The sequence below is a fragment of the Acinetobacter sp. ANC_7588 genome, from assembly GCF_056783995.1.
Map to the genome: position 1 here is coordinate 87659 of NZ_JBWYIU010000013.1, position 26292 is coordinate 113950.

Here is a 26292-nt window from a genome sequence, read left to right on the forward strand (position 1 = left end):
TTTTTTTATCTTATTTCTTCTGCTCTTCGTTTTTGACTTTCAATGCAAAGACGACATTCGCCCCAACTGTAGGGAGCACATCATGATAAGGCAAGCTCCGTGCTGCACGAATCAGGAACGGTGCTTTTTCATCTATTTTTCCAGCATTCGTCATTTTCAATAAAGTACCTTGTTGAAACTTATCAAATTGCATTTTTCCTTTAATGTATTTCAGATCACCGCCTTGAGCATAAAAACTATTCTGATTCGACTGAGGAAAGCTAAAATTCAGTTTAAATCGGAATGGAATTTGAATAACTCCTAACCCGAGTTCAACTTTAAAATCTGCCAACTGCGTTTGGTCTTTTAGGGTTTCGATATCAATAGATTTGAGTTGACGGGGAAACAGCTTTTTATAATGTACAGGCTGTGTCCATTTTTGTAATTGTTGCACTGGTTGGGAATAATACTGATACGTCGTCACAAAACGCATTGATTCTGCACCGTGTTGATAAGGCACGGTTGTCGGTGTATGGACAAAACTTACAGGGTGTTCGGTGATACGACTGATTTGTGTGATTTTGGCCAATTGATTTGTCGTTAATTGGTCGGATGGAAATTGACCTGGTTTGAGCGTACTCGAAGAAGGTGCTGTTAATTTTTTTCGAATTGATTCAAGTAAAAATGCATGTGTACCACTTGGAATTCCCATTTTTGCTTCAGGCACTGCATTCAGAACTTTGCTAAATAGAAAACCTTTAGGTTGGTTCAAATCTCCCCATTGCGTTAGGGTCAGAAGAGTATGATTTTGATCCAATTTGAACCATTCAAATTTGCCTAGACCATAAGGAACGGGTGCATCCACAATCAAACTCGAAATAGTATTACCTTCAATATGATGCTGAAACACTATGGTCTCATTAAAGTTGAGCACTGGTATTGGTGTTGGAATGGAAATTTTATATTGAACCTGAGTGATATTTTTTTCTTGATTTAATATTTTAGCTGACTTCAATGTCGGGAATAAACCAACAAAATTTTCAAACTGTGAAAGCGTTTTGGCGACCTTTTCTTCATTGACAGGCAATACGATGGCAGATGATGTGAACTTCACATTTGGATTGGGTTGTTTTTTGCGTGTCGGAATAGATGTTTGGGTATTTGTGTGCGCATAGATGAGAATCTGATCTTTTGCGATGCTGGCGAGTTCGGTACTATTATTTTGAAATGGTTTTAACGCACTGGGTATATTTTCTTTCCATTCAATAATCGCGCTGTACGACAAGCTAGGTACAAAAATAAGGCTTAAGCACAATGCTCGATAGTTAAAGTATTTCATTTTCATCCTGAACTATGAATTTAGACTTTTTATTTTGTGTCATTGTAAATCGTGTGATGCTTTCATCAATAGTGCGATGATGTAATCAACAGTATTCATTAAAACGACAATTCGATTTCAGGTAAAGTGGTGTAATATCTTTGCTTAAGAAAATCGATTGTTGAATCCCCTATGTCTGATACTCAACCAGTTTTATCTGTCCGTTACTTCTTAAATTTACAAGAGTCTCAGGATGGTTTTGCATTAGCTACTTTTGGCAAAAAACAATTTACGCGTTTTTTAACGCCACTTGTCAGTATTGCGATCGTGATTTGGGGGCTTTATCTTGGATTAGAGGGAGTAGGGCGCTATTACGTGGCTTTAGGCACGTTCTTTATCTTTTTACAAATCGTTATGCGTTACTGGTTCTTACCTATGATGTTCAAGCGTCAGTTTGAAAAATATCAATTTGGTAAGACTGAACAAGGTATCGATTTGTTTCAAAACTCTGCCGAGCTTTTTTCAAGTGGTCGTCCTAAACAAGCATTTGCCTACAGTGAAGTACAAAAATTTGTAGTGGGTAAATTGACCTATATGCTTGAACTCAAAAATCATACAGTTGTCATTATTCCAAAACGTGCATTTGAGTCTGATGTAGACAGAACACTGTTTGAAAATACATTCCAAAAACGTTAAGTTTTGATGAGTTCATTACTCAAACTATAAATAAGAGAGATTTTCATGAGTGCAGTTCCATCAAAAATTGTATGTGTCGGTCGCAGTTATGCTGCGCATGCTCAAGAATTAGGTAATGCGATTCCTGATCAACCTGTCTTATTTATCAAGCCGCCGAGTAGCTTGGTGTCCTTAGCAGAAGGGATTGATTGGAATCGTGCATTGGGACAGTGTCATCATGAATGTGAACTTTCATTACGAATAGATCGACCGCTCAAAAACGTTAAGGATCCTCAAGAGGCATTAGCAGCAGTAGGTGCAGTCACCCTTGGTTTGGATTTGACTTTAAGAGATCAACAAGATCAGCTTAAAAAGAAAGGACAACCTTGGGAACGTGCGAAAGCATTTGATGGATCTTGTATTTTGGCAGATTGGATTTCGCTTGATCAGGTCCCAGCATTAGATCAAGTCCAGTTTAAGCTCGAAATTAATGATCAACTTAGGCAACATGGTGATACGGGGTTACTGATTTTTAAATTAGGAGCGCTTTTGGCAGAAATCAGTCAAAACTTTAGCTTAATGTCTGGTGATGTTGTCATGACGGGTACGCCTGCAGGTGTGGGACCATTAGAATCGGGTGATCAGCTCAAAATGACTTTGACTGGCTTAAAACAAGATTTTGTGTGGACTACGCAAGTGCATTAATGATGCATCAAGCTCAATTAAAAAGGATGATGGTTCATCCTTTTTTTATGGCTAGAGATTGTCTGAATTGATGTTTTTACGAAACTGTTGGGGCGTGATGTGCATCCAGCGTTTAAACATATTGATAAAGGCTGAGGCGTTGGCATAGCCCAAATCTAGAGCAATATGTTCAACGGTTTTATTTTCAGACAATAAGCTTAATGCTCGTGTAATTTTAAAGCGTTGACGCCATTCATTGAGCGACATCGAAATTTCAGCTTCACATAGGCGAGATAAAGTGCGCTCACTCATATTCACCATTTGAGCATAATCTCTCAGTGGACGCTGATCACTGAGATGCTCATGGATGTAGGTAAATATCGTTTGTAATGCAGGATGATCAGAATGGGGCAAGTAGCTTTTGAGCAGGGGTGAGCTTTTTAATTGATCCAGTAAAACCATTAAAAGTCGTTGATATTCGGGTTGATCATGTTTGAAATAAGTTTTTCTGAGTTCATTGAGTAGCGCCGTCACTAAGGGGGAGCTTAGTAAAATACCTGCTTGTTTGGGCAATGCATCACACAGGCTTTCATGCACGTATAAGGTGGCATGAGAAACAGCTGTGAGATTAATACTGCTGTGATGCAGATGCGGCGGTAGCCAAATTCCGTAGGGCGGAGGTGTTAAATATTGATTTTGATCAATATGAACTTCCATTACACCATCAAATGCATAGATAAATTCGCCCCATGCATGACCGTGTTTAGGATATTCCGAATGGGCTGGATCATTGCGGAATGTTAGCCAAAGATTCTCTTGGATATGATCATAATTATCTAACTGAACGAATAGTTCATGTGGATGGCGTTTTGGCATATTAAATTGCCTGAATAAATGTATTTGTTGTCTGTTTTGAATTATATATTCTAATTCAGTCAGCAGTATAGTGACGACTTGTTTGTGTGAAGAGTGCCACTCATGGGTGAGCGAAGAGGTCTTGACCTTCAGGCGTCAAGCTTAATGATCGTATTGTGTTTAGTCTGGGGTTTACAGCAAATTATCTTGAAACTTGCAGCTACTGATATTAGTCCTCTGATGCAAATCGCATTGCGCTGTGGTTTGGCAACCTTGCTTGTCGTTCCATTATTGTATCGACAACGAGTGCGACAACTGTTTCATTACCGTTATGTTGTTCCTGGAATTTGGTTAGCCTTTTTATTTTCTGCAGAATTTTATTTGGTTGCTGAGGCACTCAGGTACACCAGTGCTGCGCACACTGTTGTTCTGCTCTATACCGCGCCTATTTTTGTGGCTTTAGGCTTACATTGGAAAGTAAAAGCTGAAAAATTGAATCACTTGCAGTGGTTTGGTATTTGGTTCGCATTTTTTGGCATCGCTTATACTTTTTTAGTGCGTGATCAAGCTCAAAGTCAACTCAACCATATTTTATGGGGAGATTTTCTTGCTGTAATGGCAGGGATGATGTGGGCATTGACTACGATTTCTTTAAAATTTTCAACGCTTTCTGAGGCGCCGCCCACTCAAACATTATTTTATCAATTGCTTGGGGGCTTTATTTTTTTATTACCCTTAGCTTTTTGGACTGGACAAGCAGATGTACGCTGGTCACAACTGACGTTTCTGAGCTTAACATTTCATGCGGTTGTCATGTCTTTTTTAAGTTTGCTGCTATGGTTTTGGTTGTTACGAACTTATTTAGCAAATGGCTTAGGTGTGTTTTCGTTTTTGACCCCCATGTTCGGTATGTTGTTTGGTGTATGGCTGTTAGATGAGGAGATCGAAACAAGTTTCTTGGTCGGTTCTAGTATGGTTCTTGCAGGGATTATGATCGTATCTTTGCACCGCTATTTGAGAATTTATTTTGATCGAATCAGCGCAAGAATTGGAGCATTCCATTGAATCAGTACACATGGCTGGGATTAAGCTCGATTTTGATTTGGGCCTCGTTGGTTGCGGTGGTGAAACTTGTAACTGAATCATTAAGCCCGATACAGGCGGTGGCACTGATCTATAGTTTTAGTGCATTGTTCATGTTATGGAAAAATGGTTTTCCCAAGCTTTCACTCATGCCTAAAAAATACTTATGGGGCTGTGGTGCTCTTTTTGTTGGCTACGAGATCCTGTTTTTAATTTCGATTGCACTTTCAACGCATCGAGAACAGGTATTAATCATAGCAATGATTAATTATCTTTGGCCTCCTTTGCTGATTGTATTTTCGATTCTTGCACGGCAATTGAGCGCGAATATTTGGGTGATTACTGGCTTTGCATGTGCCATTCTTGGGTTAATGATGGTTGTTAATCCAGATATTCTCGAGCCGAAAAGCATATTGGTGGCCGTGCTTGAAAATCCATTGGCGTACTCATTTGCTTTCATCGGCGCCGTACTATGGCCTTTGTACAGTATATTTACCAAGAAATATGCAGAAGGTCATAATGCTGTTCCATTTCTTTTTCTAATGACTGCAGTTGGGTTGTGGGCTGTACATTTTGTGATGCGAGAACCGTTTGTTGAGCTGAATTTGATGACATGGCTGATGGTTGTAGTCATTGGCAGCTTAATTGGCTTGGCTTACAGCAATTGGAACCAAAGCATGCAATATGGACATCTCAAAATTTTAATTTTGGCAACGTATTTTATGCCCATTTTTTCAAGTCTGATGTCGATGCTGATTCTAGATGTGCAACCTCTAATGAGCTTTTGGATCGGTTGTGTCTTAGTGACCTTAGGCGCACTTATTTGTTGGCAATCTACACGTCCATATAATCCGTCTACGAAATAAGAAAAGACCTATAGAGGTCTTTTCTTATTGCAAGAGTTTATTTTTCTTCAAGTATGGTCGATAGCGGTACGGAGAGCTTTGCAGCAAGATAATCATCAGCTTCAATCAGTGCAGGACCAATACGGTTCATCCATACATCATCTTCATGAATTTTTCCGATATCATTTTTATCAGGCAGCGTATAAGGCAATGATTTATAAAATGACCAAAAATCAAGATGATCTAAATTTCTAACCAAAACATATTCATTATTATCTGTACGTTTAATAATATTCTGCTGTTCTAATAGATTAACATATTTAGGCCAGCGGCCAATTTCACCGCGTCCTAAAATATCAAGTGCCTCCAGATCGGTTACGGTTTTACCTTGTTTTTGTTTTTTATAGAATAACTCAAGCATATCTAGAAGCATGAGAATTGGATGGCGCGTTTCGGTCTTACCTGTATGAAATGCTGTGAGGGCATAACTTATCTCAACACCAAGCAGTACGATGTTCCAAGAGAGATAAATCCACAACAGGAAAATTGGAACTGCTGCAAAAGCACCGTAAACCAACTGATAACTGGTAAAGTTAGTCATCACGAAGCCGAATAAATTTTTCAGTAACTCGAAGGTAACAGCACTAAAAATCGCAGCAATCATGGCTGCTTTTATTGGAACAGAGCGGTTTGGAATCGTCCAATACAAGGCAAAAAAACCAAATGCGGTGAGTGCAAATGAGATGACCCACAAAATAAACGTCCCATTCAATTCATAACCTGCAAAATTATTGCTTAGGATGTTCATAGACGCTAAAGTCGATGAAATCACAAAAGCCGAACCCAGCAGGATTGGTCCCAATGAAATGATGGTCCAATAGCGCATAAAACCAATAATGCCATTACGCGTTTCTGTCACACGCCAAATACGATTGAATGCTGTCTCAATGCTAGTGAGCATCATTACTGTGGTAAAGAATAAAAACAGCACACCAATAATGGTTAAGTTGCTCGAATTGTCAGTAAATGCATTCAATGCTTTATCAAACGCGATACTGGTTTTAGGCAGAAAATTACTGTAGATCAATTGTTGTAATTGTTGCCGAGCAGGTTCTAATGCTTTAATCGATGAAATGATAACCAAGAATACGGTCAACATCGGCACGACAGCGAAAAGTGTGGTGTAAGTTAAAGAGCCTGCTTGCTCACGACAATTGTTAGCTTCAAAGCGTCGTAGTACAAACAAAATAAACTGAAACCATGTTTTATTGTAGAAAGGTAACTTTTTTAAGATTTCCGCCATAAATAATGAGTCTCGAGTATTTTTTAGTTAAAATTCTGTACGTTCGTTGCACAGCTTAACCAAATTTTAAAAAAAATACCGTATAGTTTTCTTTTTTCATTGGATGATCTTTTTATGCAAGCATATGTTCTAGTTTTGTATTACAGTAAATATGGTTCAACCAAGGAAATGGCACATTTAATTGCTCAAGGAATTGAATCTATTGGAATGCTTGCGAAAATTAGAACAGTTCCACAGTTGGCAACAGTGGTGACCGAAGCAGCACCAAGTATTCCAGAGGAGGGCGATATTTATGCGACTTTGGATGATCTTCAACATTGTTCGGGACTTGCATTAGGATCACCAACTCGATTTGGCAATATGGCATCAGAAATGAAATATTTTTGGGATCAAACAACGAGTTTATGGCTCAATGGTGCATTGCATAATAAACCTGCTTGTGTATTTGGTTCATCGGGCTCTATGCACGGCGGGCAGGAAAGTACATTACTGACTATGTTGCCACCTTTGTTTCATCATGGAATGTTGATTTTGGGTTTAACCAATGCCAACCCAGCTTTATCGAATACAAAATCAGGTGGGACACCCTATGGTGCTACACATGTCAGTGGTCCTAGACACGATCAATCTCTAAGCCAAGATGAAAAATCACTGTGTATCGAGCAAGGGAAACGATTAGGTGAAGTGGCGTTGCAAATGTTAAAGAAATAATTTAAAAGATTATTTTATCAGGCATAAAAAAAGTGAGCTTCTCGCTCACTTTTATTTTGAAATATGTTTCTGTTCAAATCGGTGTTTGCACTTTTTGCATTGGTAATCGAGGAAAACATTCTTATCGACAATTTCTCCCGCTTTTTTTCCAAAACGATGACCTAAAAAGCCACCAGTCACACCCACACTGATTGCACCAACAAAAGTGCCAATTGTGCCACCCATGATTACACCTAAAGGGCCCGCAACAGCACCAATGGAAGCACCAATAGAAGCACCTGATGCAGCACCACCCACAGTTCCCGCAGTTGTACCCGCTGCGGAAAGAAGAACACCACCTGTTTTTTGCAGTAATTGTTCATGGTTGCGTTTTTCAATATCAGTTGAACCGCATTTTGGGCAGTGTATTTCTAAGTTTTCAGTCATTTAGGATTGCTCTAATCTATACATCCATTTATTTAAAAGATTCTAGCATTGCGCTTAAAGTTGCAACATGGCCGAATGTAGAAAAACTGTAATGCCAGATAAAATAAAAAATTGATTTGAAAATAGATTAATTTAATTTTTAAGGATAAAACCATATTTTATGAGCAGGATGGCTTAGATCTTGAACTGAATAACTAAGCGCAAATAGTGATTTAATTTTTTTCGAAGTTTGGCTTATTTTTTTATTCCAATCAAAAAAATTACCAAGACAATGAAAAAATTATTTGTACTAAGTACTATTGTGACATTGAGTTTTAGCCTCATTGCATGCTCAAAAGAAAAGCCTACTGATCTTAAGGGGCAAGATGAATTAAATGAAAAATTAACAACCTTGAATATTGGCTATCAAAAAGCGGCGCTTAAATTCATCGTTGCAAAACAAAATAAAACTTTTGAGCAGGCATTTCCTGGTGTGAAAATTCAATGGAAAGAGTTTCCGGCAGGTCCTCAAACACTAGAAGCATTAAATGTCGGTGCTATAGATGTGGGGTATACAGGAGATACACCTGTAATTTTCGCACTTTCTGCAGGTAAACCAATTCAATATTTAGCGTATGAAAATGGATCTAAAAATGCACACAGCTTGCTGTTACCCAAAGACAGCACGATTCAAAGCTTAAAGGATCTAAAAGGTAAGCGTATTGGTGTTACACAAGGTTCAAGTGCGCATTACTTTCTCTCACAAATATTAGATCAAGCTCAATTGAGTTGGTCTGATATTCAACCCGTCTGGTTAACGCCTGCAGATGCACGAGCTGCTATTGATAAAAAATCACTCGATGCTTGGGCGATTTGGGATCCTTATGCAAGTGCTGCTTCGCTTAAAGGTGATACACGTGTTCTTATTGATTCAAAAGCTTTGCCATTGGCATATAGCTTCTATTTGTCTTCACCAAAATTTTTAAAACAACATGCGGTTGAAGCCCAAAAATTTGTGCAAACATTAAATCAAGTAGATGATTGGATCAATCAACACCCAGATCAAGCCGCAAAAATTTTGGCGCAAAGTACAAGCTTGGACGAAAATATTACCAAACTGGTTTTAGAAAAAAGAAATATTCCTGCTTATGCCAAACTGGTCGATACAGATACAGTCACGGCGCAACAAAAAATTGCAGATTTGTTTTATCAACTTAAACTCATTCCGAATGCCGTGTCTTTAAAAGATCATGTGTGGACTGGGCAAGAGTAAGTGATTGAACGTGAATCATATTTTTATAGACGCATAAGTATCCAATTTAAATGATTTCAAAAGCATTCATCTTTCAGTCATTAATACAATGAAGTATTAGAAAGATGAGTGCATCATGACTCAACCATTAAAACAAAGCTTAAACGCATTTCCTATTCTGAATTTAAGTCAATTTGATCAATCATCAACTCAAGCAGATTTTCTGCAACGACTTGCACATATCGCCAAGGATATTGGTTTTTTTTATTTGACGGGTCATGGCATTCCAACTGAAAAAATTTCAGAGATTCAGCGTATTACTCGGCAGTTTTTTTCGCTGCCACAAGAACAAAAAGATGAAATCGCTATGATTCATTCCCCGCATTTTCGAGGGTATAGTCGAGTAAATGCCGAAGTTACACGTCTGCACCCTGATTTTAGAGAACAAATAGACATTGGTTTTGAACTGGCAGCATTAGAACCTGAAACTGGACCGACATGGAGACGCTTACAGGGACCAAATCAGTGGCCTTCGAATTGGCCTGAGTTTCAACGCGCAGTCACCGCATGGCAACGAGATCTCAGACAAGTTGCAATTAAATTATTAAAAGCCTTGTTGCTTTCATTGGGGCAGCAGGACACAGCACTTGATCAATTGATTACAGGCAGTCCACATGAACTACTCAAGCTGATTCATTATCCTCCAATTGATCAAATGAATCATCAGGGTGTAGGCCCTCATAAAGACTCCAATATTTTAACTTTACTTTTACAAGACCAGATCGGAGGACTTCAGGTCTTAAGTCAAGGCAAATGGATTGAAGTACCATTTGTTGAACACGCATTTGTCGTCAATATCGGTGAGGTTTTAGAGCTTGCCACAAATGGATATTTGATTGCGAATCAACATCGAGTCATATCTCCAACGAATGCAGATCGGTATTCGGTTGCTTATTTTCTTTCTCCCAATTTATTTGCTGGTGAAATTCCGCTTTTAAATCTTGCAGATAATTTAAAAACGCTTGCACAAGGACCAGAGACAGATCCGCTGAATCCTTTACTGAGAAATGTGGGAGAAAACTGTATCAAAGGTCGACTTAGATCTCATTTAGACGTTACTGAAAAATATTATCCAGCACAATTTAAACAACTCAAACAATCAACAACAATATCGAGTAAATCATGAAGTCAAAATACGCCCAATTTTTATTTATTATTTTTCCAATTCTCATTATCAGTGCATGTAGTGCTCAACCTGAACCTCAAAAAACAAAACAAACACAACAAACAATCGTGATTGGGTCACATGGATCGGATGTTGATATTTGGAGACATATCGCGGATTCTGATCAGGCCAAAACAGCAAAAGTTGACATTGAGGTGAAAGAAATTAATGACGGTGTGGCTTTGAATCAAGCTTTGCTCGATGGTGAAATTGATGTAAATGCATTTCAATCTTGGGCGTATTTCAAAGAATTTAATGACTTGAATCATCATAAGCTTGCTGTCTTGGCGACCACTTATTTAGAGCCTATGGGGTTATATTCTCAAAACTACAAGTCACTAATTGCTTTGCCTGATCGGGCCTTAATTGCAATTCCAAATGATGTGGCGAATACAGCACGTGCATTAAGGTTATTAGAGCGTGCTCAGCTAATTACACTTAAGCCTGATTTTAATACGATTTCTGGAACTCTTGAAAGTATCCAGTCAAATCCGAAATCACTTCAATTTAAATTGGTCAAAGGTGCACAACTCCCACGTGTCTTGTCTGAGGTGGATTTAGCCGCAATTGGAAATACTATTGCTCTGGAAAGTGGACTAAATGTAATAACAAATGCGATATTTAAAGAAGAGGTCACTGATAAAGCTTTAGAAAATGTCAATATACTTGCAGTGCGTAAAGACCGATTGAATGATCCAAAATTTCAAAAACTTTCAAATCTTTACCATCAGCCTTACGTTGAGGATTATATTCAAAAGCATTTTGGTGGTACAAAATTGGGCATTCAACTAGATCCTGCCACATTAAAGTAAAAAAGCGCCGTTAGGCGCTTTTTTTAATGTTCAACATTATTCTTGAACAAAAGTCACTGTCCCATTTGCAAGTGATTCAACACGAGCAAGTGATTCAACGCGGTAACCTTTTTCAAGTAAAAGATCACGGCCGGGTTGGAACGACTTTTCAATCACAATACCAATCCCGACAACTTCAGCTTCAGCTTGGTGAATCAAGTCAGCCAGACCTAAAGCAGCTTGTCCATTTGCAAGAAAGTCATCGATCACAAGAACCTTATCTGTTGCTGCAATGTGCTTCTTAGAAATAGCAATTGTGCTTTCTACTTGCTTTGTAAATGAGAATACTTTTGAACGATATAAATCATCTTTTAAAGTTAAAGATTGATACTTACGTGCAAAAATTACCGGTACACCAAGTTCCAAGCCAGCCATCACAGCAGGTGCGATACCTGAAGCTTCAATTGTGATGATTTTGGTGATGCCTGCATCTTTGAATAGACGAGCAAATTCTTGACCAATTTGTTGCATCATCACTGGGTCGATTTGGTGGTTTAGAAAAGAATCAACTTTTAAAACCTGATCAGATAGAACGATACCTTCGTTTAAGATTTTCTGTTCTAGTGCGTACACGGGAGAATCCTCTAGGGCAGGTGCCTTTTTAAGCAAAGACGTATTTTAAAAAGCATCTGCAAAAAAGCAAGTAAAAAATGCCTTAATTTTGTGGACCGTTATACCCTGTCAGTAAGAGCCCGTATGAAGATTTCTTATCTTGGTGTGTGACTTTCACTGGTAAATAGTCCAATTTCGGAGACAGCCAAAAAATCGTTTCACGACCTGGTTTATCATGCTTCATCACTACTTTGATGGTATCAAACGTACCGTACTTGGTTTCTACTTTTTCAGTGCCTTGTTTGACGAAACGACGTGATTCAACTTCTTTAGCATCTGCAATCCAATATTGCGATTTTAAACCGTTATTTTTTAAGTCTTCACGAATTTGCAATTCTGCATTTAACTCATCCAGTACACCAGATTTCCAAGCAAATGAACGTTGCTCTTTATCTTTGGTGGTGTTAATGGTTTTGGCACTTGGATTAAATTTAATGCTCATTGTATTGTTATGAACCAAAATTTTACTGGTGCGACTGAAATTGGATGATTGAATCTGATTATTGTTGAATGTGAAGTTACTGGTTTCAGTCGCTGAAGCAATACCACCTGCTTTAGCTGCAAAAACGTAATTCCATGTGTTACCTGATTTTTTCAAGGTTCGTGTTGCTGACCCCAAGTTTTTACCATTGTATGCAAACTGATAAGAGGCTTGGAAGGGCGTCATGGCAAGCGCTTGACTTGAATAGCCTGTGAAAAGCACGGCTGTACCTACACTTGCAATCACACTCAAAGTTTTAAACGATTTAAATGCCATAAATATTTTCCTTTACCTTCGTATCGAAGGATCACTTGAAGTTTTATTATCTCTGATAAATAAGGAGAAATAATCAATAATCACAGTGAAAATGTATTTTTCTGTAGCTTAAGCTTTATGACGACATCAAAACGCTGCGCTCTAGTCGTCCTTTTGTTTAATTGGTGTAATGTGATCACTTTCCACTTCATCAGATTTCGATTTGAATCGATCAGTATTCATTTTGCTGAATAAAGCCATCAAATTTACATTACCAATCACCACCAATTCTGTTTCACGAAGTTCTGCATGGTTGACGTGTACTTTGCCCAATGTTTCAATGATCGAGCGATTTTTTCCGAGCCACTGATTTAAATCGAGATGTAAGAGATCGTCTTTGACTTTAATGACATTAAACCGCTCTAAAATCATGCCAAGTGGATCTTTACGAAGAATTTTTTGATAGAAAAATAGGGCAGAGCGGAATGCAATTTTCATCCAAAAGGTTTGAAATTTTGCTTCAATGACTTCGGTTTCACTAATTTGTTCAAATACAATCAGTTGTACATCTTTATTCAATTCCATTTGAATCAGCTTTAAATCTACAGAGAGAATGGTATAAAGCCCTTTCACATTCAAAGTGGCATAGAGTCGAAGCCAATCGTCGTGTAAATCAGCATGTAAGTCTTCAAGGATGCTGACATTGTCGGTCACAAAGCGCTTGAAAGTCGCATTTAAAAAAACTTGAGAGACAGGAAATTCACGTTCTTCTTCAATAAACCCTTCAGCCTTTTGATAGACTTTACGAAATTTGTTCGCGATATTTGAAATAATCGTTGGCATAAGTGAAGTTCCATTACCTCTAAATCTTGTGAGATGTCAGCTAGTGTATATCTTGTAGGTGATTACTGCCGAAGGATAACAGCTTATCCAATTGCGATGTAATGTTTACAAAGACGTTTATTATGGTTTTGATGGTCAGGCGTTATTTAAGTTTAATCTATTGGTTTCGCATGACTTTATCTTATTTTATCTGAAGAACTTGCTCAATATTTAACTCATTTGTCTAAAATATGTCATCAATATAAAGATCAACTCGATTTACTCAGATTGATAAGCGCGCTGAATCTGACAGACCTCAATCGAATACGTGTCATACCATGATAGGCGACCTTTTTGTTGGGCATAAAGATGTTGGGTGTCTTGCCAAGCTTGAATATCTTCTAACCGACTCCAATAAGAAAGACTGACTTCATTATCCTTCTCTTGATAGCTTTCAAACTTTGTACAATTGTAATCATGCATCGCTTTATGCCGCATTTGGCTAGCCAATATTACATATTCATCATCAATATTTTTTATTTTAGCTTTGAAGATGACAACGAAGTTCATTTTTGAATACTCATTTATTATTTTAATTTGCTTCCCGAATAACGGGAAGCATAGACCGAAGTCATTGAGGAATGTTATTCGTTATCCAAAAGCAGGTAAGGATTTTCAAAACCTAGTTTTTGTAAAATCTCAATCTCAATTACTTCCATTTCCTCAGCATCTTGTTCAGAAGTTTCATGATCATAGCCCATCAGATGTAAAGTACCGTGAACCAACATATGAGTGAAATGTGTTAATGGTGCTTTAGATTGTTCTTCTGCTTCACGAAGCACAACGGGAATACAAATCACCAGATCTCCGATAGGGAAACTGTCTAGAATTTCAGCCATTTCATCTGGTAAGTCGCTTGGAAAAGATAAAACATTGGTTGGCTTATCTTTACCACGATATTCAAGGTTAAGTTTGTGACTTTCTTCGACATCTACGCAAGCTATACCAATTTCACAATCGCTTTGTGTATCAATATGACGAAGGGTGGTTTCAATAATTTTTTTAACATACGCACGTTTGAGCACCAAGTTTGATGCTTCAAACGATTGTTGTAATGAGAGACTGAGTTTCAAAATCTTGCCTTGAGCGTGATTAGATTTAAATTACTCTGCATCTTGATGCTGAGCATCAGCAGCAGAATCATTTTCTGATATGAGTGCTTCTTGACGTGCTTTACGTTCCGCACGTGCTTCAGCAGTTAAACGATGTTGTTCACTGTCCCAACCCTCATATGCTTCTACAATTTTTTGTACAAGCTGATGTCTTACAACATCACGTGAGTGAAAACGCGTGATATGGATTTCTTTAATCTTTTCAAGCACGCGTAATGAATGTGCCAAACCAGACTGCTGTCCACGTGGTAAATCCACTTGAGTAATGTCACCTGTAATGACTGCACGCGAACCAAAACCAAGACGAGTTAAGAACATTTTCATCTGTTCTGGCGTTGTATTTTGGGCTTCATCTAAAATGACAAAGGAGTGATTGAGTGTACGACCACGCATATATGCAAGTGGCGCTACTTCAATAATTTGACGCTCAATTAATTTTGCCACTTTTTCAAAGCCAAGCATTTCATACAGGGCATCATAGAGTGGGCGTAAATAAGGATCAATTTTTTGTGATAAGTCACCTGGCAAGAAGCCAAGTTTTTCACCAGCTTCCACAGCAGGGCGAACTAAAAGAATACGTTGAATTTCATTGCGTTCAAGCATATCAACGGCAGCAGCTACAGCCAAATAGGTCTTACCTGTACCCGCTGGACCAATCCCGAAAGAAATATCACTTTGAAGAATGCGTTGTACATAGCGTTTTTGGTTGGCCCCCCGCGGATTAATGCGGCCCTTACGGGTTTGGAGCCAGACTTCGTCAAGTCCTGTGTGTTCTTGATTAGGATCCAATTGTAATTCATGATCAGTCTGGCTGCCTTGAATCATTAAATGAATCAAATCAGAGCTGATTTGTTGAGAAACTTCAGCTTCGGCGTATAAGCGCTGAAGTAAGCTTTCAACTCTCTCGACTTCATCAATTCCACCGTCAATAAAAAAACTATCGCCACGCTGACTGATTTTTACATCTAAACGTTGTTCAATTTGTTTCATATGACCGTTGTACGCGCCAAGCATGGTTTGTAAACGGTCCATTGAAACACCGGGAAAAGCCACTGTACGTCGAATCGCTGCAGTCAAGAGATTTCCTTTAGAGTCTGTTAATCTATACCTCTACATTACGCCACGTCAGGTTCAAGATTCAAGAGTTCACCGTAAACTAAATTTAAGGTTTTAATCTCTGTAATCTCAATCTCTGCAAAGCGTCCGAGCCAAGAAGCATCACCAATAAATGTTACTAAACGTGTATTGTCTGCGGTTCCTACCAATAAGTTTGGATCGTGCTTTGAAACGCTCTCAATGAGCACACGTTGGACAGTACTAAGCATAGCATCAGTTTTTTGGATACTTGATTGCTTGATCCATTGTTGAACTTTAGCCAAGCGCTCTTTTTTAACATCTTCAGGTGTTAAATCTTCCAACTCTGATGCTGGTGTACCAGGACGTTTCGAGTAGATGAAACTATAAGAATGATCAAAATCTAAGTCTTGAATAAATTGATATGTCTCTTCAAAGTTAGCATCAGTTTCACCAGGGAAGCCAATAATAAAGTCTGAAGACAAATGCATATCAGGACGTACTTGGCGTAATTTAGCAATCTTATCGATATAAACGTCAATCGTGTGGTTACGCTTCATTGCCTTCAATACATCATTTGAACCGCTTTGAACTGGTAAATGAAGGTGAGAAACCATCTGTGGTAGGTCACGATAGCATTGGATAAGGTCATCATTGAATTCTAATGGATGAGATGTTGTATAACGAATACGACCAATGCCTGGAATTTCCGCCACTAGACGAAGAAGATCAGCAAATGTACAGATTTCACCTTCGAATGTTTCTCCGCGGTAACCATTTACGTTTTGACCGAGTAAAGAAACCTCACGTACACCTTTTTCAGCAAGACCAGCAATTTCAGCAAGTACATCATCTAGGGGACGAGAGACTTCCTCACCACGAGTGTATGGCACCACGCAGAATGAACAGTATTTTGAACAGCCTTCCATAATCGATACGAACGCCTTATAACCTTCAACGCGAGGTTCAGGTAAGAAGTCGAACTTTTCGATATCTGGAAATGAGATGTCTACCAGTTTGATTTTCTCTTTTTTCGGCTTTTCAATTTGATCCGTATGTTGATCAAGCATTTGTGGCAAACGGTGAAGTGTTTGTGGACCAAATACCATGTCGACATAAGGTGCACGTTTTTGGATATTGTCACCTTCTTGAGATGCAACACATCCACCTACACCAATCACCAAATCAGGATTTTTTTCTTTCAGCTTGCGCCAGCGACCTAATTCTGAAAATACTTTTTCTTGCGCTTTTTCACGAATTGAACAGGTATTCATTAAAAGAATATCTGCATCAGCAGGGTCTGTCGTTAATACATAACCGTGTGAATCACCTAGCAAGTCGGCCATACGATGACTGTCATACTCATTCATCTGACACCCTTGCGTTTCGATATACAGTTTTTTGACTGCACCATCGATGGCTGGGGTGTGCTGTGGCTGGGTAACAGTGTTTTCTGAGGCAGCTGGGGCACTATTCGGAATGAAGGTTTGAACCGTCATGAAGGCTCCTATCCTATAAAAAGGGATAAATATGTTCCGGTGAAGTATGGGGGAATCCCACACTCGATAAAAGCGAGCTATTTTACAGTATTTGTACTACGGGTTGAACAAATATATAAATCAGATCAAGTTTATGGATTTACAGTAAAAATACTTTAAAATAATAGTGGTTAATCAGCGCTTTACATAACAGAACAGTACTTGATCATTAGAGTATTTAAAATACATTTTAAAATTGCCAAGCGCTGCAAAAGAGTTGATCATGCAAAAAAGCATGTCCAAATGTAGCGACGAGTTAAAGTTGAGAAGAGAAGCGTGTTAAAAAAAGCAGTGAAGCAAAAACAGTTAAAACAATATTTAATGGGGCTGATAACACTAGGTTGTTTGCCCGCTGCTCATGCGGCTGAAGAGCAATTTAATGAGGCGATTAAATTTGCGAACTCGGGTAATACAGCTCAGCTCGAATATTATCGTTCTGCAATGCAAAATGATGCGCTTGGATATTATCCAGAATATTGGATGTTGAATAATAATTTAGGCTTCCAACCCGCAACGAATATTATCAGCTTTGCACAGCGCTATCCTCAATCTGCAATGGCTGAAAAATTAGCTGCTGATTATGTCGAAGAAAAGGTAAAACAAGCAGATTTCAAGACAGCTCAACTTGTTTTACCTTATGTCACCAATCCTGATCAAGCTGAAAGCTGTGCGGTTGCGCAAGTAAGAGCAAAAAATGGCGATACATTGGTATACGCTGAATACAAAGATGTCTGGTTTACAACAGAATCGCAGCCAGAATCGTGTAATGGTTTAGGTCGCTTAATGCTAAGTAGTCCCTTACTCACCACCACAGATCGTCAACAGCGCCTGTATGCGCAACTTAGAGCGGGACAGTCTGGTCAAGCGATCGCAACAGCACAAACTCTGGGTTTAAACTTGTCATTAGCACAATTAAATCAAATTCAGGCAGATCCTTTGAATTATTTATGGTCTGCGACCAAAGGAACAACAGTAGATTATGCTTATTTGGTGTTTGCTTTAGGTCGTGCTGCAGATGCTGACTTGAACACGGCGCTTCAAAATCTTCCTCGTGTCGTGCAAGGTGTTCCTGCAGATGTTCAAAAGTATATGTACCGCACGGTGGCGTATATTGGAGGCACGACAGTGATGAAAAATAATTTTAATCCTGAAGTGCTGAAGAACTTTGATTACAGTTATGGCGTGCCTTTTACACCAGAAGAGGCTGAAATTTACGCGCGTCAAGCGATTCGTTTTGGTGAGTGGGAAAGTGTGTTGCGCGCCATAGATAGTATGAGCGTTACGCAAAAACAAGAAGATCGCTGGCAATATTGGATGGCGAGAGCGTATGAAAATCGCAAAGATCAAGCTTCCAAGCAAGCTGCAAAAAGTATTTATCAACGATTAGCTGCCGCTGGCGATGATTATCACAATCTGTTGGCAAAAGATCATTTAGGTATTCGTTATAATGAAGCACATGATCGAGCACAACCAAGCGCACAGGATATTCAACGTTTAGATCAAGATATTCACTTTAGACGTGCTTTTGCATTACGCAATATCAATGCTTCAGCAACTTACACAAACCGTGAATGGAATTGGGCTGTCCGCCAAGCTTATCTTAAGCAAGATGATGGTCTATTACTGGCTGCGGCAAAACGTGCCACAGAAATGGGGTGGTATGACCGTGCTATTTATGCGGCGGAAAGAACACTTAAACGTCATAACTATGCATATCGTTATGCGACACCACATCAAAATCTAGTGGTGACGCATAGTAAAAATGCAGGGATTGATCCTTCGTGGGCTTATGGTTTAATGCGTCAAGAAAGTCGCTTTGTAACCACGGCCCGTTCACATGTAGGTGCTGGTGGATTGATGCAAATTATGCCTGCAACAGCAAAAGATGTGGCACGAAAAATGGGTGAAACGTATAATCCTGCTGCATTATCAGATCCGAATACCAATATTCGTTATGGGACATATTACCTGTCAATGATTCAAGGTATGCTGAGTAACAGTCCAGTTCTAGCTACGGCTGGCTATAATGCAGGGCTGACTAGAGCACGCCGTTGGCAACCAGAGTTTAAAAGTATTGCGGCGGATCAATACACAGAGTCAATACCACTTCATGAAACACGTGACTATGTGAAGAAAGTTATGACCAATGCTGCTCATTATGGTGTTTTGCTTGGTCAGGGGCCGCAAGCGATCGAAAGTCGTATGCCGCCTATTCCAGTAAGAAATACGCAATAGCATTTCAACTACTTTTGTGAGCTTGGATGAATCACGCAAAACTGCTGTTTAGTCGTCAACACACTTACCTCCTCTGTAGTTTGAGCGTAGGGGCTTTGTTGTGTTCAGCAGATGTGATGGCATCCGGGAAAGGTTTACAAGGATATGTGCTTCAAGTACAGATGACACCTGCCATTTGTGCATTAGATCGAACAAAAGCGAAACACCGTAAATGCCTAGAAGGATATTCACTGACGATAAAGGGTCTTATCCCAGAAACCAGTCGTCATGATTGCCAAACGAGTTCATCTGCCACCTTGGCACCGCTACAGAAGAGGGTTGTTGCTAGGGTGATGCCTGATGAGCAGGCTAGAATTAGGTTATGGGCCAACTATGGTGGTTGCGTTCCAATGAATGCCAGTCAGTATTTTCGTACCATTATTAATCATGCAGACCAATTAAAAGTTCCTGATTCCTTAACAGGAGTGGATCGTAAAACAGTCTCTATGGCGACATTACGATCACAATTCATCAAACTCAACCCAAAATTACCCAGCCAAGGTATTGAATTTCAATGCCAAAGCTTAAATGGTCGCCCAGTGTTAACGGGGGTTGAAATCTGTTATCGCACGAATGGTCAATTCAAGTCATGTGCGTCTGATATTGTCTCGACCTGCCCAAATAGATTTGACATAGAGGGCGCCTACTAATTTATTTCCGCGAAGTTAATTTATATTTCCTATCAGACTTTTGTTGAAATTCATTCTCTTTTCAATGCATCTGTCAAAGTATTGGAGTACAATCTTCGCCGTTTATGATTATTAAGATTAGATAGAACAGCTATTTAATCGCATTGACTATCCTCTCAACTGGAGATAATTACATGAAGCAACCTGTTCGCGTTGCCGTTACTGGCGCTGCTGGTCAAATTGGTTACAGCCTTTTATTCCGTATCGCTAGCGGTGAAATGTTGGGTAAAGACCAACCAGTTATTCTTCAATTATTAGAAATTCCTGTTGAGAAAGCTCAACAAGCGCTTAAAGGCGTGATGATGGAACTTGACGACTGTGCTTTCCCATTATTGGCTGGCATGATCGGTACTGATGATCCTAAAGTTGCATTCAAAGATGCTGACTACGCGCTTCTTGTTGGTTCACGTCCACGTGGTCCTGGTATGGAACGTGCTGACCTTCTTAAAGTCAACGGTGAAATCTTCATCGGTCAAGGTCAAGCGCTTAACGAAGTTGCTAGCCGTGACGTTAAAGTTCTTGTTGTAGGTAACCCTGCTAACACGAATGCTTATATCGCAATGAAATCTGCTCCAGATCTTCCAGCGAAAAACTTCACAGCAATGTTACGTCTTGACCACAACCGTGCGTTAACTCAACTTGCTCAAAAAGCTGGTGTTGCAGTTTCTGACATCAAAAACATGACAGTTTGGGGTAACCACTCTCCAACAATGTATGCTGACTACCGTTTTGCTAACGTAAACGGCGAAAGCTTAAAAGACAAAATCAACGATGCTGCATGGAATAAAGACGTATTCCTTCCAACTGTTGGTAAGCGTGGTGCTGCGATCATCGAAGCGCGTGGTCTTTCTTCTGCTGCTTCTGCTGCAAACGCTGCAATCGACCATATGCGCGATTGGGCTCTTGGCACAAACGGCGAATGGGTAACTATGGGTATTCCTTCTGATGGTTCTTACGGTATCCCTGAAGGCGTAATGTTCGGTTTCCCTGTAACTTGTGAAAATGGCGAGTACAAAATCGTTCAAGGTCTTGAAATTGACGAATTCAGCCGTGAGCGTATCAACTTCACGCTTAATGAGTTAGAAGAAGAACGTGCAGCGATTGCTGACATGGTTAAATAATTTAGTTCTCAACTAAATTAAAAAAGCACTCCATTCGGAGTGCTTTTTTAATGCACAAAACTTAACAATGCTTAAGAAATCCTTCTACATAGAACTTTGTATTGACATGTTATCTTGAACAAAATCATGAAAATTCAAGGAGCAATCCATGTTGGATATGGAAGTAAATCAAGAATTACTTTTTGAGCAATTGGGCTTAGATAGCTCACCTGAAGGGATTGATCAATTTATACAAACACATCGGCTTGATCCCAATACGCCGATGCATGAAGCTGATTTTTGGAACCCATCGCAACGCGATTTTATTATTAGTCATTGGAAAAAAGATAATGAATGGGCCATTGTCATTGACCAATTGAGTGAGCAGCTCACAAACGATACAAAGTGATGAAAATATAATCACAAATTAAAACAATAAACCCAGACCAAAAGCTGGGTTTTTTCATGGATTTCTTATAAGTTATTTAAATAATAATTTTATTAAAATCTGATAAGGGGAGTCCCTTGATGGAACATAAACCTTCCTTAGCGTTATTGTTTTCTCAATTGGGGTTGGCAAATAGTCCAGCGGCAATTGAACTCTATATCCGTACACATCAGCTTTCCGCTCAACAAAATTTACATGATGCACCATTTTGGAATAAAGGTCAGCGCGACTTCTTAATTAGTCATTTAGTACAAGATGATGATTGGGCAATATGGATAGATGAACTTAATCAACAGTTACATATGGATGCATATAAATTAAAAATGGCCTAAAAAAGCCCCTTTCATGGGGCTTTTTTTAATGCATCTTAGGTTTGGTTAACTGGATAAACCACTCTTGGTCATGAAATTGTTTGAAAGCAGGGTGAGTTCTTATCACCTCTAAATCATGATCAATAGTTTTAAAATATTTATTTAGCCAATGGCGTGTAAGTGCTGACTCTTTACGAGAAGCGCAAGCATAAGCCAGATTAAAATAAACATCACTATGATTGGTCGATGTTAATGATTTTAAAATTTGCTGAGTGATGATCGCAAATTTTTCATCTTGAGTAATCTCAAAATACATCATGTAGGCTCTAGCTAACATCAGGGTAAGATTAATATACAAACGCATTGGCATTTCTTCGAAATCTACTCGACCTTGTTCAAGAAGAACAATCGCTTCTTGAAGAAAATGAATTTGTTCCTGACGAAGCTTACTCATACTGACCAGCTCTAAACGCAATTCGGCACGTTCAAAGGCAAGCTCAGGCGTATTTTTTTGTAAGTAAAGTTGGTCTGTTTCACCAATGCGTTGAATAATTAGCTTGGTATTTGATTGCATGGATGAGTCCTCATCAGGTTTAAAACCTATATGGAGGCAACTTCGAAAAAATAAAGCGCTAAATTAAAGTTCGTGCGGTCCTTAACCAAGCTGTAATCGAAAGACGTTGGTGGTGTGCAACAAGAACTTCATGTAATAAATCGCTTTGAAATAGAGCGATGCGATTAGGTTTGGGTTCAATAATATGCCACTGATTATTCTTATCTTGTAGCTTTAGTTGACCACCCCAATGCTGATGCCATTCCTCATGCAGATAAAAAACTGTCGACATCACACGACCATTTTTGCCTTGAGGGTTGTCTCGATGTAAAGCATAGAAATCACCAGGATTATAACAAGCGAAGTGGGCTTCGACTTCTTGAATGCCTAAATAAAATGCACGATTTAATTCCTGAGAGAGTAAATCTAAGGTTTTTATGTGTTGATGGGAAATTGATAGTTTTGGATCTAACCACAAAATGTGATCGCTGCGGATTGTGCTGACAATGCCATTTTGAATTGCTGCATTTCGAAAATCATCAAGATGGATTTGGCATTCATTTACAACGTTTTTTAAATAGCTTGGTGGGTATGCATGATCGATGATACTGAAGCCATGTTGATCTAAATCATCAAGGATTTGATCAACATTCCAATCCCCTGGGATGACAACTGCTTCCATATTTATCTCGCTATTTACTGTATAAAAAAAAGGTCAGCTATTTTAGAGTAATAATCGATTCTGAATGAAACACTTTTTCATGTTAAAATGATTGTTGATCTTAGGAATAATTGAAACATGAATTACCGTCACCATTTCCATGCTGGAAACTTTGCCGATGTCATGAAGCATGTATTGTTGCTTCAGATTTTGTCACGTCTTAATCAAAAAGATAAGCCGTATCATTACATTGATACACATGGTGGTGCAGGTAAATACGATTTATCAACGTCTGCAGCACAGAAGTCGGGAGAGTTTTTAAATGGTATTCACCGTTTAGTTAAACTCGATGACTCAATTAAGCGTAATGCCCCTGAAGGTGTTAAGCAATATCTTAAAGTTGTAGAAGATATGCGTGCAGGTGCCGGAAAAGGCGCTTATCCGGGTTCGCCATGGTTCGCTTTGGAAGGAATGCGCGAAACAGATAAAGCAACAATTTTTGAGATGCAACGAGATGTATTTCAGCAACTTTACATGAATGTGCGTGATCGTCGGGCAGGTTTGCATGAGCGTGATGCTTATGAAGGTTTGCTCGGTGTGATTCCTCCTAAAGAAAAACGTGGATTGGTCATGATTGATCCACCATATGAGGTGGAGCGAAAGGATTTTCCGCAGTTGGTTGAACTCATCGCTACGGCATATAAGAAATGGCCTACAGGCATATTTGCAATTTGGTACCCAATTAAAGACCGCGCAATGATTGATCGTTTTGAGAAAAAAATGATTAAGACTGGTATTCGCCGTCAATTGGTTTGTGAAGTATGTGTATGGCCAGACGATACACCTGTAGGATTAAACGGTTGTGGTTTATTAGTGATTAATCCACCTTGGAAGTTTTCTGAAGATGCAGATGAAGCATTGCAATGGCTTTTTCCGCACTTAAGAATGAGTGAAAATGGTGGTCATGCTGCCGTTCGTTGGTTGGTCGGCGAATAAGAATATTGAGAGATAAGGCTACAGTTAGGACGAATGACAATGACAAATATAAATAAACCTGAAACTGAATCTTCTCCAAGAAATGTTCCGGGCTTTGATGGTATTACTTTCGAAGTTGAAGAAGAGGAACATACACAAGAAGGGCAAAAGGTTAAGCGTCGTGGGATTTATCTGTGGCCAAATCTGATTACTACTGCGGCATTGTTGTCAGGGTTTTACTCAATTATTGCAAGTATGAATGGCGAATTCACACAAGCCATTTATGCCATTTTTATCGCTGCTTTATTTGATGGTTTAGATGGTCGGGTCGCACGAGCAATTGGAGCGCAAAGCCCTTTTGGTGAGCAGTTTGATTCATTATCAGATATGTTGGCATTTGGTGTTGCGCCTGCAATTTTGATGTATAGCTGGAGCCTCCATGATCTAGGTCGAATCGGTTTGGCTGCATGTTTTGTCTATACTGCTTGTGCTGCATTCCGATTGGCACGTTTCAATGTGCAAATAGGTGTGGTTGATAAACGCTATTTTATTGGTGTAGCTAGTCCTCTAGCCGCAGTAATGATCATTTCTTTGGTTTGGGTGGGGCGTGATTTCCCTGAAATTTTTGTCCTATCTGATCCAATGATTCAGACGATAAATGCAGTCATTATTATTGCAGTTGGCTTGCTGATGATTTCGAATATTAAATACTATTCGTTTAAAACCGTAGATCGTAAACGTGTGCCGTTCGCAGTCTTGCCTATTGTTGTGTTTATCTTTGCTGCGATTACATACAATATTCCTGTCGGTATTTTAGTGCTCTCGATAATTTATTCACTTTCAGGTTTCGTCACTACATTTTTGGCTCGAGAAAAAACAATATAAATAAAAAAGGAGTTTGGTATGCAGTTGTTGATGAGTTTAGCGGACGATTCAAAACAGCTGAATCAGGCTCCTTTTCCTCTTCGGTTGGATTATCACGGTCCACGAGGAATCTATAAAATTATTCATCAAGGATTGATGATTCCAGGATTACCATCTCCACTTCATTATTTTAATTTTTTAACCATTATCGGACAGCCGAATGTTCCAATGCTGCGTAATGATTATGCAATTAAAACAAGAGCCTTGGATACTGTTTCACTCATTACGAGCATTAGTCCACATATGGTTGGACATTTTCATGGTTATTCAATCATTAATGATTGCGAGATTAAAGAGAATAAATTTGTATTCGGACAAAGAGAGCAACTAGAAGGCTCAATCCCAAACTTCAAATTAATAAGAAAGGACAATGAACTTTCCGTTGATCTGAATATTCAAACTCAACCAATTATTTCGCACTTTACCAAACTAAAATTAGGTTTATTTGATCACTGGTCATTAGTGTGTCAATGCAAAGGAACAGTGACCTATAAAGAACAAACATATAAAATTGACCAGTTAGGATCATTTGAATTTGCCAGAGCGATCAATATTCCGTATCTACCGCTTCATTTTTTTACCTATCAGATAATTAACTTAATCGACCAAAGACAGTTACTTCTTGCTCATATACGCAATGGTTTAAATCAAATTGTGCAATCAAGGATGTATCTAAGAGATTTAAAAGCTCAGACATCTGAAATGTTTGATGATGTTTATTTCAAAGTCCATCGTGTATACCCAAAAATAAAGACCCCTAATGGACATGAGATGTATTTAGCGCGGGTATTTGAATGGTCATTTGAAAATAAAAAAAGAAAAATAATCGTGAAAGGTGAAAGTCGTGGAGATTTTAAATTCGGTCTTGCCGCAGGTTATGTCGGTAGTTTTAGTTATCAGGTGCAGATTGATGGAATTAAAGAAGTGGGACAATCTGGGTATTGTGAATATATAGATTGCCGTAGTTTGAAGTGGCAAGAAATTAATAAAGATGAAAAATTAATGGATAATTTTGCAAGTATTGTGCCATGCACGCTTAAAAAATAGCTCCAAAAGCATAAAAATCACGTAAATTGAACAATAAATATCCAGTTAATCATATTTTTTTTAAATATTTAAAAAACATGGTTGCATTGGATATGAAATACTGTAGAATGCACATCCATCGGCGGTGATGTTGATTAAAACTTGTTGAAAAACAAGGGTTTAGCTGAATA

General features: G+C 38.9%; 29 protein-coding genes. 16 read left to right on the forward strand and 13 right to left on the reverse strand.

The features are described from left to right. Window positions 1-10: 10 nt before the first annotated feature. Window positions 11-1318, reverse strand: a complete 1308-nt coding sequence (locus AC1M9J_RS12610) for an SRPBCC family protein (protein WP_481952409.1) — start codon at window positions 1316-1318, stop codon at window positions 11-13. A 171-nt stretch (window positions 1319-1489) separates the two neighbouring features. On the opposite strand from AC1M9J_RS12610, the gene AC1M9J_RS12615 reads away from it, so the two are divergent. Both AC1M9J_RS12615 and AC1M9J_RS12620 read left to right on the forward strand, forming a co-directional pair. Further along, on the forward strand, window positions 1490-1993 hold the full coding sequence (locus tag AC1M9J_RS12615) for a YcxB family protein (protein WP_035265193.1): 504 nt from the start codon (window positions 1490-1492) through the stop codon (window positions 1991-1993). A gap of 45 nt (window positions 1994-2038) precedes the next feature. Next, entirely contained in the window at window positions 2039-2677 is a 639-nt protein-coding gene (locus tag AC1M9J_RS12620; RefSeq protein ID WP_481592033.1) for a fumarylacetoacetate hydrolase family protein, read from the forward strand. Between the two features lie 51 nt (window positions 2678-2728). Here AC1M9J_RS12620 and AC1M9J_RS12625 read toward each other — a convergent pair whose 3' ends face one another. Beyond that, window positions 2729-3532, reverse strand: a complete 804-nt coding sequence (locus AC1M9J_RS12625) for an AraC family transcriptional regulator (protein WP_481592032.1) — start codon at window positions 3530-3532, stop codon at window positions 2729-2731. 102 nt (window positions 3533-3634) lie between these two features. Between AC1M9J_RS12625 and AC1M9J_RS12630 the strand changes: the two genes are divergently transcribed. Both AC1M9J_RS12630 and yddG read left to right on the forward strand, forming a co-directional pair. After that, entirely contained in the window at window positions 3635-4576 is a 942-nt protein-coding gene (locus AC1M9J_RS12630) for a DMT family transporter (RefSeq protein WP_481952410.1), read from the forward strand. Beyond that, window positions 4573-5460 carry an aromatic amino acid DMT transporter YddG gene (yddG, locus tag AC1M9J_RS12635; RefSeq protein WP_481614235.1) on the forward strand — a complete coding sequence of 296 codons (888 nt, stop codon included), beginning with the start codon at window positions 4573-4575 and terminating at the stop codon, window positions 5458-5460. Before AC1M9J_RS12630 ends, yddG begins: the two co-directional genes overlap by 4 nt. A gap of 37 nt (window positions 5461-5497) precedes the next feature. Here yddG and AC1M9J_RS12640 read toward each other — a convergent pair whose 3' ends face one another. Further along, the gene (locus AC1M9J_RS12640) at window positions 5498-6742 is read right to left on the reverse strand and encodes a YihY family inner membrane protein (protein ID WP_481597835.1); all 1245 of its coding nucleotides are present in this window, start codon (window positions 6740-6742) and stop codon (window positions 5498-5500) included. Between the two features lie 114 nt (window positions 6743-6856). On the opposite strand from AC1M9J_RS12640, the gene wrbA reads away from it, so the two are divergent. Then, window positions 6857-7453, forward strand: a complete 597-nt coding sequence (wrbA, locus tag AC1M9J_RS12645) for an NAD(P)H:quinone oxidoreductase (RefSeq protein WP_481952411.1) — start codon at window positions 6857-6859, stop codon at window positions 7451-7453. A gap of 51 nt (window positions 7454-7504) precedes the next feature. Here the strand turns inward: wrbA and AC1M9J_RS12650 are convergent, their stop codons facing one another. Next, window positions 7505-7879, reverse strand: a complete 375-nt coding sequence (locus AC1M9J_RS12650) for a hypothetical protein (RefSeq protein WP_035265212.1) — start codon at window positions 7877-7879, stop codon at window positions 7505-7507. A 271-nt stretch (window positions 7880-8150) separates the two neighbouring features. On the opposite strand from AC1M9J_RS12650, the gene AC1M9J_RS12655 reads away from it, so the two are divergent. The 3 genes from AC1M9J_RS12655 to AC1M9J_RS12665 all read left to right on the forward strand — a co-directional run bounded on the left by AC1M9J_RS12655 (window position 8151) and on the right by AC1M9J_RS12665 (window position 11147). After that, a complete protein-coding gene (locus tag AC1M9J_RS12655; RefSeq protein WP_481952412.1) occupies window positions 8151-9131 on the forward strand; it encodes an aliphatic sulfonate ABC transporter substrate-binding protein in 981 nt (326 codons plus the stop codon). 115 nt (window positions 9132-9246) lie between these two features. Continuing rightward, a complete protein-coding gene (locus AC1M9J_RS12660; protein WP_481596490.1) occupies window positions 9247-10296 on the forward strand; it encodes an isopenicillin N synthase family dioxygenase in 1050 nt (349 codons plus the stop codon). Then, window positions 10293-11147 carry a MetQ/NlpA family ABC transporter substrate-binding protein gene (locus tag AC1M9J_RS12665; protein WP_481952413.1) on the forward strand — a complete coding sequence of 285 codons (855 nt, stop codon included), beginning with the start codon at window positions 10293-10295 and terminating at the stop codon, window positions 11145-11147. Before AC1M9J_RS12660 ends, AC1M9J_RS12665 begins: the two co-directional genes overlap by 4 nt. Window positions 11148-11183: 36 nt before the next feature. Here the strand turns inward: AC1M9J_RS12665 and AC1M9J_RS12670 are convergent, their stop codons facing one another. From AC1M9J_RS12670 to miaB, 7 genes are all read right to left on the reverse strand, one after another. Further along, window positions 11184-11759 (reverse strand): xanthine phosphoribosyltransferase, encoded by a 576-nt coding sequence (locus AC1M9J_RS12670; protein WP_035265221.1) that lies wholly within the window; start codon window positions 11757-11759, stop codon window positions 11184-11186. Window positions 11760-11841: 82 nt separating this feature from the next. After that, on the reverse strand, window positions 11842-12555 hold the full coding sequence (locus tag AC1M9J_RS12675) for a DUF3108 domain-containing protein (RefSeq protein ID WP_035265223.1): 714 nt from the start codon (window positions 12553-12555) through the stop codon (window positions 11842-11844). A gap of 141 nt (window positions 12556-12696) precedes the next feature. Beyond that, on the reverse strand, window positions 12697-13377 hold the full coding sequence (locus AC1M9J_RS12680; RefSeq protein ID WP_179999309.1) for a hypothetical protein: 681 nt from the start codon (window positions 13375-13377) through the stop codon (window positions 12697-12699). A gap of 258 nt (window positions 13378-13635) precedes the next feature. Continuing rightward, window positions 13636-13926: an antibiotic biosynthesis monooxygenase family protein gene (locus AC1M9J_RS12685; RefSeq protein ID WP_481952414.1), complete on the reverse strand. Its 291-nt coding sequence runs from the start codon at window positions 13924-13926 to the stop codon at window positions 13636-13638. 74 nt (window positions 13927-14000) lie between these two features. Next, window positions 14001-14489 carry an rRNA maturation RNase YbeY gene (ybeY, locus tag AC1M9J_RS12690; RefSeq protein ID WP_481952415.1) on the reverse strand — a complete coding sequence of 163 codons (489 nt, stop codon included), beginning with the start codon at window positions 14487-14489 and terminating at the stop codon, window positions 14001-14003. A 30-nt stretch (window positions 14490-14519) separates the two neighbouring features. Further along, the gene (locus tag AC1M9J_RS12695; protein ID WP_092768044.1) at window positions 14520-15605 is read right to left on the reverse strand and encodes a PhoH family protein; all 1086 of its coding nucleotides are present in this window, start codon (window positions 15603-15605) and stop codon (window positions 14520-14522) included. Between the two features lie 38 nt (window positions 15606-15643). Further along, window positions 15644-17101 carry a tRNA (N6-isopentenyl adenosine(37)-C2)-methylthiotransferase MiaB gene (miaB, locus tag AC1M9J_RS12700; RefSeq protein ID WP_481952416.1) on the reverse strand — a complete coding sequence of 486 codons (1458 nt, stop codon included), beginning with the start codon at window positions 17099-17101 and terminating at the stop codon, window positions 15644-15646. A gap of 360 nt (window positions 17102-17461) precedes the next feature. Here miaB and AC1M9J_RS12705 point away from each other — a divergent pair, with 360 nt between their 5' ends. The 5 genes from AC1M9J_RS12705 to AC1M9J_RS12725 all read left to right on the forward strand — a co-directional run bounded on the left by AC1M9J_RS12705 (window position 17462) and on the right by AC1M9J_RS12725 (window position 21983). Next, window positions 17462-19375, forward strand: coding sequence for a lytic transglycosylase domain-containing protein (locus tag AC1M9J_RS12705; RefSeq protein WP_481596536.1), 1914 nt, complete (start codon window positions 17462-17464; stop codon window positions 19373-19375). 26 nt (window positions 19376-19401) lie between these two features. Beyond that, on the forward strand, window positions 19402-20064 hold the full coding sequence (locus AC1M9J_RS12710) for a ribonuclease T2 family protein (protein ID WP_481596487.1): 663 nt from the start codon (window positions 19402-19404) through the stop codon (window positions 20062-20064). Window positions 20065-20237: 173 nt separating this feature from the next. Beyond that, complete coding sequence (locus AC1M9J_RS12715) at window positions 20238-21224, forward strand: malate dehydrogenase (protein WP_035269892.1); 987 nt, start codon at window positions 20238-20240, stop codon at window positions 21222-21224. A 148-nt stretch (window positions 21225-21372) separates the two neighbouring features. Then, a complete protein-coding gene (locus AC1M9J_RS12720; RefSeq protein WP_179999322.1) occupies window positions 21373-21612 on the forward strand; it encodes a DUF2789 family protein in 240 nt (79 codons plus the stop codon). Window positions 21613-21731: 119 nt separating this feature from the next. Further along, window positions 21732-21983 (forward strand): DUF2789 family protein, encoded by a 252-nt coding sequence (locus AC1M9J_RS12725; RefSeq protein ID WP_035269894.1) that lies wholly within the window; start codon window positions 21732-21734, stop codon window positions 21981-21983. A 25-nt stretch (window positions 21984-22008) separates the two neighbouring features. Here the strand turns inward: AC1M9J_RS12725 and AC1M9J_RS12730 are convergent, their stop codons facing one another. Both AC1M9J_RS12730 and AC1M9J_RS12735 read right to left on the reverse strand, forming a co-directional pair. Continuing rightward, window positions 22009-22536 carry a hypothetical protein gene (locus tag AC1M9J_RS12730; protein ID WP_035269895.1) on the reverse strand — a complete coding sequence of 176 codons (528 nt, stop codon included), beginning with the start codon at window positions 22534-22536 and terminating at the stop codon, window positions 22009-22011. A 58-nt stretch (window positions 22537-22594) separates the two neighbouring features. Beyond that, the gene (locus AC1M9J_RS12735) at window positions 22595-23197 is read right to left on the reverse strand and encodes a 2OG-Fe(II) oxygenase (protein WP_092768036.1); all 603 of its coding nucleotides are present in this window, start codon (window positions 23195-23197) and stop codon (window positions 22595-22597) included. Between the two features lie 117 nt (window positions 23198-23314). On the opposite strand from AC1M9J_RS12735, the gene AC1M9J_RS12740 reads away from it, so the two are divergent. Genes AC1M9J_RS12740 through AC1M9J_RS12750 form a run of 3 tightly spaced genes read left to right on the forward strand, consistent with a single transcriptional unit; the run spans window position 23315 to window position 26122 of the window. Continuing rightward, the gene (locus AC1M9J_RS12740) at window positions 23315-24172 is read left to right on the forward strand and encodes a 23S rRNA (adenine(2030)-N(6))-methyltransferase RlmJ (protein ID WP_481952417.1); all 858 of its coding nucleotides are present in this window, start codon (window positions 23315-23317) and stop codon (window positions 24170-24172) included. Window positions 24173-24211: 39 nt separating this feature from the next. After that, window positions 24212-25036 carry a CDP-diacylglycerol--serine O-phosphatidyltransferase gene (pssA, locus tag AC1M9J_RS12745; protein ID WP_481952418.1) on the forward strand — a complete coding sequence of 275 codons (825 nt, stop codon included), beginning with the start codon at window positions 24212-24214 and terminating at the stop codon, window positions 25034-25036. An 18-nt stretch (window positions 25037-25054) separates the two neighbouring features. Then, window positions 25055-26122 (forward strand): DUF6670 family protein, encoded by a 1068-nt coding sequence (locus AC1M9J_RS12750; protein ID WP_481596486.1) that lies wholly within the window; start codon window positions 25055-25057, stop codon window positions 26120-26122. Window positions 26123-26292: the final 170 nt, after the last annotated feature.